The following is a 4801-nucleotide window of genomic DNA, read 5'->3' as shown; positions in this document are numbered from 1 at the left end:
GGCCACCCTGCGCCGCAGCGGCGGGCGCAGGCCGAGCCTGCGCGCCGAGCGGGCCGCCCTGGCGACGGCGCGGCGGTCGCGGCCGACCACGTGCCACGTCTCGGGGTGGCGGGCCAGCCAGCGGTGCCGGTAGACGGTGTACGGGATCATCGCGAGGTAGCCGGCCGCGACCACGGCCAGCCCGAGGAACGGCATGGTCACCAGTACCGCCGCGGCCACGCCGACCAGCACCAGCAGCGGGGCGATGTAGTTCGGCGACACCCGCACGGTCTTGAACGACAGCGTCGGCAGCCTGCTCACCGTCAGCGCCGCGATGAGCACGATCCACAGCCCGACGACCAGCGAGGTCGACCACCAGCCGGGCCCGAAGTGCAGGTACGCGTAGAGCGGGATGCCCGCGGCGAGCGCACCGGCCGGCGCCGGGACGCCGACGAAGAACTCCTTGGTAAAGGGGTACTCGTCCTCGGCGTCGATCAGGGTGTTGAACCGGGCCAGGCGCAGCGCCATGCACACCGCGAAGATCAGCGCGAACGCCCAGCCGAACCGCAGGTCGTTGAGCTCCCAGATGTAGAGCACCAGCGCCGGGGACACGCCGAAGGCGACCAGGTCCGACAGCGAGTCGAGCTCGGCGCCGATCTTCGTGCTGGCGTCGAGGAAGCGGGCGAGCCTGCCGTCCAGCGCGTCGCAGAGCGCGGCGATGCCGGCGGCGGCGACCGACAGGGCGAAGCGGCCGCTGAACGCGAAGTAGACCGCGGACAGGCCGGAGCAGAGCGCGACGACCGTGACCGCGTTCGGCAGCAGGCGGACGCCGGGGTAGTCGGCGGCGGCGGGCATCAGCCGGTCTGCCGGTCGGGCAGCGCGGCGAGGACGGTCTCGCCGCCGACGGTGTGCTGTCCGACGGAGACCTCGACGGTCGAGCCGGGCGGCAGGTAGGTGTCGACGCGGGACCCGAAGCGGATCAGCCCGTAGGTCCGCCCCGCGGCGACCTTGTCACCGGGCCCGACCTCGCAGACGATCCGGCGGGCCAGCAGCCCGGCGATCTGCACGACGCCGATGCGGTGGCCGTCGGGGGTCTCCAGCAGCAGGGCGCTGCGCTCGTTGTCCTCGCTGGCCTTGTCCAGGTCGGCCGACAGGAACGTGCCGGGCCGGTACTCGACCGCCGTCACGACGCCGTCGACGGGGATCCGCTGGGCGTGCACGTCGAGCAGGGACAGGAAGACGCTGACCCGGGGCACCGGGACGGGCGGCAGGTCGAGCTCTGGCGGGGGCAGCACCTCGCCGACGGTGGCGACCGTGCCGTCGGCGGCGGAGAGCACGACGCCCGTGCGGGGCGGGGCGACCCGGTGCGGCACCCGGAAGAAGGCCGCGGTCGCCGCGGTGGCCAGTGCGCCGATCAGCGTGCCGCGCCCGGTGAGCAGCCGGGCCAGGCCCGCGGCGGCGGCCACACCGGCCACGACCGGGCGCCCGCCGGGGTGCATCGGTGGGACGGCGGCGCGGACCAGGCCGGCCATGTGGGAGAGCGAGGTGGCGTTCCCGGAGTCGGGCATCGGGCTGGGTCGAGCTCCTCGGCAGGGGCGACCCGGACGGGTCGCGGTGGCGCCGGTTACGGTACGCGAGAGCGGTTCGTCACGATCTGCCACTCCGGTACCGCTCGACCGGGGCGCCGTCCCGGGAGTTGGGGACCCCCGCAAACGCAAAGGGCCGGGGCCGCCATCCCCCGAGACGACGACCCCGGCCGTGGAACCGCTCGTCCGCTCCCCAGCGACGGGCGGTAGGCCCTTTGCGGCGACCGGTGTGAACGGTGCCGTGCTGCAAGTATCACCGAGCGCTCGTCGGACCGCCACATCACGGCCAGGTAAGCCCATGATGTGCAACCGATCGGCCGAACGCTCACCAGTTAGACGTGCGGATCGCGCCGAATGTTGCACTGACCGCTTGTGATGTAGGACACAGTCACCCATCCGGGTCACCCATCGAGTGAACGGATCTCCACCTTCGTGCCTTCGCGCAGGTCAGTGACGTCCTCCGGAACCACGACGAGGCACTCGGCCCGGGCCAGCGCTCCCAACATGTGGGAACCCGAGGTGCCGACCTCCCGGACGACGGCGCCATCGGCGCTCAGGACGCCGCGGCGGAACTGGCGCCGACCCTCCGGTGAGGTCCAGGTCTCACCCAGCACGGCGGTCCGCATCGGCCGTTCGGGGAACGGGTGGCCCATCGCGGCGCGCAGCGCGGGGCGCACGAAGACCTCGAACGACACGTGCGAGCTCACCGGGTTGCCGGGCAGCGTGACCACCGCGACGCCGCCGAGGTCGTCGACGCGCCCCGCGCCCTGCGGCCCGCCCGGCTGCATCGCCACCTTGACGAACTCCACCCCGCGCCCGGTGAACGCGTCCTTGACCACCTCGTAGGCGCCCGCGCTCACCCCGCCCGAGGTCAGCACCAGGTCGACCCGGTCGGCCTCGGACCGGCCGGCGAGGCGCTCGCGGAGCCGGTCGAGGAACTGCCCGACGTCGTCGGGCACGAAGCGCAGCAGCTCGGCCCGCCCGCCCGCCTCGGTGACCGCGGCGGCCAGCATCGGCCCGTTCGACTCGTAGATCTGGCCCGTGCGCAGCGGGCGGCCGGGCTCGACGAGCTCGGAGCCGGTGGACAGCACCAGCACCACCGGGCGGCGGCGCACCGCGACGGTCGCCGAGCCGACGGCGGCGATCACCCCCACCTGCGCCGGCCCGATCACCGCGCCCGCCTTCAGCACGACGTCACCCGCCGTGACGTCCTCACCCGCCCGCCGGATGAACGCGCCCGGCACCGGGGCCGCCCGCAGCGCCACCCGCTCGACCCCGCCGTCGGTCCGCTCGACCGGCAGCACGGCGTCGGCGCCCGCGGGCACCACGGCCCCGGTCATGATCCGGTGCACGGTGCCCGGCTCCAACACCGGCACATCGGTGCGCCCGGCCGGGATGTCGGTCGCCACGGGCAGCACCACCGGCGCGTCGGCCGTGGCGCCCGCCAACTCGGCCGCCCGCACGGCGTAGCCGTCCATCGCCGAGTTGTCGAACGACGGCAGCGACACCGCCGCCGTCACGTCGGCCGCCAGAACCCTGCCCAGCGCGTCGGCCACCGGGGCGTCCTCGACGGCCGCCGCGCGGCCCAGGAGGGCCGCCACCACGGCCCGGTGCTCGTCGACCGTCCTCGGGGTGCTCGCCACGGAACCGCATCCTGCCCGATCAACTCCGGTAGCGTCGGCGGCGTCGGTCAGCGAGTGACATGGAGGTGCCGTGGCTCAGGGCACGGTCAAGTGGTTCAACGCGGAGAAGGGCTTCGGCTTCATCGCCACCGACGGTGGGCCGGACGTCTTCGTCCACTACAGCGCGATCCAGTCGGACGGGTTCCGCACGCTGGACGAGGGCGACCGGGTGGAGTTCGAGACCACCGCGGGGCGCGACGGCCGCTCGCAGGCCGACGCCGTCCGCAAGATCTGACGGCTCGCCGAACGGTCCCGGAGGCCGCCGCGACCACCTCGCCGGGGGTGTTCGTGGCGGCCTCCCGCGCGTCCGGCCGACGATCACCAGCGCGCTTGCACTCGACAGGGGTGAGTGCTAAAACGGACTGGCACTCGGCACTGTAGAGTGCCAGTAGTCGAGCAGGTGAGACCGGCGCAGGGTTGCCGGTCGTCCGTCGCGGGCACCGTGTTCGACACACGAGTTTCGTGTCATCCCAATCGGAGGACAACACCCCCATGGCGAAGATGATCGCTTTCGACGAGGAGGCGCGCCGCGGGCTCGAGCGCGGCATGAACACCCTCGCCGACGCCGTCAAGGTGACGCTCGGCCCGCGTGGCCGCAACGTCGTGCTGGAGAAGAAGTGGGGCGCCCCCACCATCACCAACGATGGTGTGTCGATCGCCAAGGAGATCGAGCTCGAGGACCCGTGGGAGAAGATCGGGGCCGAGCTGGTCAAGGAGGTCGCCAAGAAGACCGACGACATCGCGGGCGACGGCACCACCACCGCGACGGTCCTGGCCCAGGCGCTGGTCCGCGAGGGGCTGCGCAACGTGGCCGCCGGCGCGAACCCGATGGCCCTCAAGCGCGGCATCGAGAAGGCCGTCGAGGCCGTCTCCGAGGCCCTGCTGAAGTCGGCCAAGGAGGTCGAGACCAAGGAGCAGATCGCGGCCACCGCCTCGATCTCCGCCGCGGACTCGACCATCGGTGAGCTCATCGCCGAGGCCATGGACAAGGTCGGCAAGGAAGGCGTCATCACGGTCGAGGAGAGCCAGACCTTCGGTCTGGAGCTCGAGCTGACCGAGGGCATGCGGTTCGACAAGGGCTACATCTCGCCCTACTTCGTCACCGACGCCGAGCGCATGGAGGCCGAGCTGGAGGACCCCTACATCCTCCTGGTCTCCTCCAAGATCTCCACCGTGAAGGACCTGCTCCCGCTGCTGGAGAAGGTCATGCAGACCGGCAAGCCGCTGGCGATCATCTCCGAGGACGTCGAGGGCGAGGCCCTGGCCACCCTGATCGTCAACAAGGTGCGCGGCACCTTCAAGTCCGTCGCCGTCAAGGCCCCGGGCTTCGGCGACCGCCGCGAGGCGATGCTGACCGACATGGGCATCCTCACCGGCGGCGAGGTGATCTCCGAGAAGATCGGCCTCAAGCTGGAGAACGCCGACCTGTCGCTGCTGGGCCGCGCCCGCAAGGTCGTGGTCACCAAGGACGAGACCACCATCGTCGACGGTGCCGGCGACGCCGACCAGATCGCCGGGCGGGTCAACCAGATCCGCGCCGAGATCGAGCGCACC

5 protein-coding genes are annotated in these 4801 nt (G+C 72.4%); 2 read left to right on the top strand and 3 right to left on the bottom strand.

The window, feature by feature from the left end; translation table 11 throughout:
* From KIK08_RS37320 to moeA, 3 genes are all read right to left on the bottom strand, one after another.
* Positions 1–834, bottom strand: an 834-nt coding sequence (locus KIK08_RS37320) for a CDP-alcohol phosphatidyltransferase family protein (RefSeq protein ID WP_214408034.1), incomplete at its 3' end; no start/stop codon positions are given.
* Positions 834–1547, bottom strand: a complete 714-nt coding sequence (locus KIK08_RS37315; protein ID WP_214408033.1) for a phosphatidylserine decarboxylase — start codon at positions 1545–1547, stop codon at positions 834–836. The genes KIK08_RS37320 and KIK08_RS37315, both read right to left, overlap by 1 nt.
* A 419-nt stretch (positions 1548–1966) precedes the next feature.
* Positions 1967–3208 carry a molybdopterin molybdotransferase MoeA gene (moeA, locus tag KIK08_RS37310; RefSeq protein WP_214408032.1) on the bottom strand — a complete coding sequence of 414 codons (1242 nt, stop codon included), beginning with the start codon at positions 3206–3208 and terminating at the stop codon, positions 1967–1969.
* A gap of 70 nt (positions 3209–3278) precedes the next feature.
* On the opposite strand from moeA, the gene KIK08_RS37305 reads away from it, so the two are divergent.
* Entirely contained in the window at positions 3279–3482 is a 204-nt protein-coding gene (locus tag KIK08_RS37305) for a cold-shock protein (protein WP_214408031.1), read from the top strand.
* A 257-nt stretch (positions 3483–3739) separates the two neighbouring features.
* Positions 3740–4801 (top strand): chaperonin GroEL (gene groEL, locus KIK08_RS37300; protein WP_214408030.1); only part of this gene is annotated, 1062 nt, incomplete at its 3' end.

Origin of the sequence: Pseudonocardia lacus (genome assembly GCF_018531445.1) — a bacterium.
In the GTDB taxonomy this organism is placed as follows: domain Bacteria; phylum Actinomycetota; class Actinomycetes; order Mycobacteriales; family Pseudonocardiaceae; genus Pseudonocardia; species Pseudonocardia lacus.
Note: the sequence above shows the minus strand (reverse complement) of the source record. Positions and strands in the feature narration are given on the sequence as shown.

Excerpts from the sequence above, each read along its gene's own strand:
- KIK08_RS37315 (WP_214408033.1), bottom strand. The coding sequence starts at position 1,547 with ATGCCCGACTCCGGGAACGCCACCTCGCTCTCCCACATGGCCGGCCTG.